At 31.6% G+C, this 3,291-nt stretch carries 2 protein-coding genes; one reads left to right on the top strand and one right to left on the bottom strand.

Features of this window, described 5'->3' with window-relative positions:
* Positions 1 to 380: 380 nt before the first annotated feature.
* Complete coding sequence (locus tag L8D11_RS04375) at positions 381 to 2,879, top strand: penicillin-binding protein 1A (protein ID WP_236870457.1); 2,499 nt, start codon at positions 381 to 383, stop codon at positions 2,877 to 2,879.
* A 130-nt stretch (positions 2,880 to 3,009) separates the two neighbouring features.
* On the opposite strand, the gene L8D11_RS04370 is transcribed toward L8D11_RS04375, so the two are convergent.
* Positions 3,010 to 3,162 (bottom strand): hypothetical protein, encoded by a 153-nt coding sequence (locus L8D11_RS04370; RefSeq protein ID WP_236870456.1) that lies wholly within the window; start codon positions 3,160 to 3,162, stop codon positions 3,010 to 3,012.
* Positions 3,163 to 3,291: the final 129 nt, after the last annotated feature.

Here is a 3,291-nt window from a genome sequence, read left to right as displayed (position 1 = left end):
CAAAGAGAGAATTTTCAAAAAGCTAAATTTATTTGGGATGAAGCTATCCAAGAGATAGCTGCTGCCTAAAATTTAAGGGTCAGGGTTGTGTTGCGGCCATATTTCCATTAACTTGACGGTGCCGTTTTGGGTGCAGATCGCACTTCTTATGGTGGAAAATAAAACTATTGGTTGCGCATAAGAATTATATATGTTAGCTTGAAATAAAGTAGTTTAATAGGTGACAATACGTTTAGCGCATCCTTATCATCAAGCAAACCTTCCCACTACTCATTAGGATGCTCTAGAAGTGTAAAAATTAAATTTCACTAAAATCAAATTTTCCTTTAAAATTAAAAAAGAAATGGTAAAAACATACACTAGAGTATTTATATTTTTTGATGAGTAAATTTACCAATAAAATTTTTTTTATATTTTCTGTTATTTTTGCATTTATAGTTGCACTTGGATTTTTAAGTCTATTATTATTTGCCAGTTTTTTCCAAGATATCCCAGATTACGAGGAGCTTGCAAATTACATGCCTTCAGGAATAACTAGATTATATGATTCAAATGGCGAAATCTTAGATGAATACGCATTGGAAAAAAGAGTATATGTCAGGTATGATGATGTACCAAAAATTATTATAAATGCTTTTATTGCTGTTGAGGACAAGAATTTTTTTGAACATCAAGGAATAGATTTAACGAGCATTTTACGAGCGTCCATACAAAATATTTTAAATATTGGAAGAAACAAAAGGTTGGTAGGTGGTTCCACTATTACCCAACAGGTAGTTAAAGGATTTTTCCTAACTAATGAAAGAAGTTTTGTTAGAAAGTTAAAGGAAGCGATCTTAGCATATAGAGTTAGCAAGGCATTTACTAAAGAAAAAATATTAGAAATATACTTAAATCAAATATACTTAGGGCACCATTCCTATGGAATTTATGTTGCTTCCCATAATTATTTTGGCAAAAGTCTAGCTGATATTAATATTGAAGAAGCTGCATTACTCGCCTCATTACCAAAAGCTCCTTCTACCTTAAACCCGTATAAAAATTATGATCGAGCTTTACAACGTAGAAATTGGGCAATACAAAGAATGGAGGAAGAGGGATTTATATCTTTCAAAGAAAGAGTAGACGCAATAAATTCTCCAATACAATTAAGTGACTCTCCCATTAGAAATAATAAATACGAAAATTATTACACAGGTGCAGTCAAATCGGAATTGATTGATTTGTTCGATGAGAGGAGTGTTTATTCAAAAGGATTGATAGTCAATACTAACATTAATTTAGACTTGCAGGTCAATGCGCAAAATTCATTAAGAAATGGATTAAAAAATTATGATAAAAAAAGAGGTTGGAGAGGGGCATTAGCAAAAATTGAAATAAATAATGATGTTGCTACAAATTTAAAAAAGATCGCCAATGATAATTATCATGATAACTATTTGCTTGGAGCCGTTTCAAAGATAAATAAAGATAGCCTTAATGTGATATTACAAAATTCAAAGGAAATTAAATTAACAAAATCATCCTATGAGTGGATATTAAATAACAATATATCCTTAGCAACTCAATTGAAACAAAAATTTAAAATCGGAGATGTCATATTGATTGATGAAGTCACTAAGGGACAGTACGCATTAGAACAAATACCAGAAGTTAATGGTGGGATGGTAGTTATAGAAAACATATCTGGTAAAATTCTAGCACTAGTTGGTGGGTATGATTATAAGCAAAGTAAATTTGATAGGGTCATTCAAGCTCAAAGACAACCAGGTTCAGCTTTCAAAACATTTTTATATCTTGCTGCTTTTGAGCAAAACATACCGCCTAATACATTAGTTTTAGATGAACCACTTGAGATAGATTTGGGTAAAGGATTGCCCATTTGGAAACCAAAAAATCATTCAGATAAATACTACGGGTTAATCACAATAAGAACTTCATTTGAGAAATCTAGAAACTTATCTACATTAAGATTAGTATTGGGAATGGGCTTAGAAAAACTTACTGATGTAGCGAAGAGGTATCTAATTTATAATTCAAATATCAAGCCAAATTATTCAATTGCACTGGGAGCATATGAAACCACCTTACTAAAAATGACTAATGCATATGCAAGTATTGGGAATAATGGTGTGATGAAACAACCAAAATTAATAGACAGTGTCTACAATCGGAATGGGGAATTATTATATTCACCTAAAGACCTATATTACAAAGATGACACTCCTTCGTCTATACATACAAAAACAAATGAAGAAAAATATGGCCCTGAAATTGGATTTCTGGGTAAAAAAGTAACTGACGATGGAAGTAATTACCAAATCCTTTCATTGCTAGAAGGTACTGTACAAAGGGGTTCAGCCCAAAGAGCTAAGGTTTTACAACGAACTGTTGCAGGTAAAACTGGAACAACAAATGATAGTTTTGATACCTGGTTTATTGGTCTGACACCAGATATAACTGTTGGCGTGTTCGTGGGTTATGATATACCTAAAAGTATGGGAAAACATGCAACAGGTTCTAATGTAGCATTACCAATTTTTGTTGATTTTTTTAAAAACTCAAAATTCATTCCCAACCGAGAATTTGAAGTGCCAATTTCAATTAGCAAAAATTATATTGATCAAGAAACAGGCAATATAACTGAGGAAAAAGATTTTATAGAAGGTAAAAAATATATACTTGAAAATTTTAAAGATACTGCCTCTGAGTCAATTTATGCTGATAGCCAATTAAATACAAAGCTAAATGAGAATATTGAATCACTGCCACAATCATTTGATATTGGTACAAATTCAATATTTGACATATTAGAAAATGAAGAACAGGAAATAATCAATGATTCAGAAGATACAGATGAGGAACAGAGTGAAAGATAGATTTAAGCTAGATATTGATAAACAGTTAAGGTAGTAAAACTAAACGGGTCAGGGGTTTTATAAAATAAAAGGTGGTCCTAGACGGTTGGCAGTAATGCAGCAGATTTAAGGATAAATTCCATGTTTAAAATTAAGCTGCAAACTTGTTATTCTTTGGCTTTAACGCATTAGAATTACCTCCGTAGTAAACCTCTTCTGGAGTAAGTCCAGCAAATGTTGAATGTGGTCTATTGTTAATATGAATCAGCATAAGTAGGGAAGAGCGAGATATATCTATTTCCATTATTAAGGCCGTTGCATAAATGCAAAGCAAGGAAGATATGCAATAAATGGATTTAAAAAATTAGATTCATATAAAGAAGAACGATAAGTTTGGTATAAAAGCTGATAGAATAATAGGAATTCAAGAAAG

This window comes from Candidatus Bandiella numerosa (assembly GCF_021811875.1).
In the GTDB taxonomy this organism is placed as follows: Bacteria; Pseudomonadota; Alphaproteobacteria; order Rickettsiales; family Midichloriaceae; genus Aquirickettsia; species Aquirickettsia numerosa_A.
This window is presented reverse-complemented; position numbering and strand designations above follow the sequence as displayed.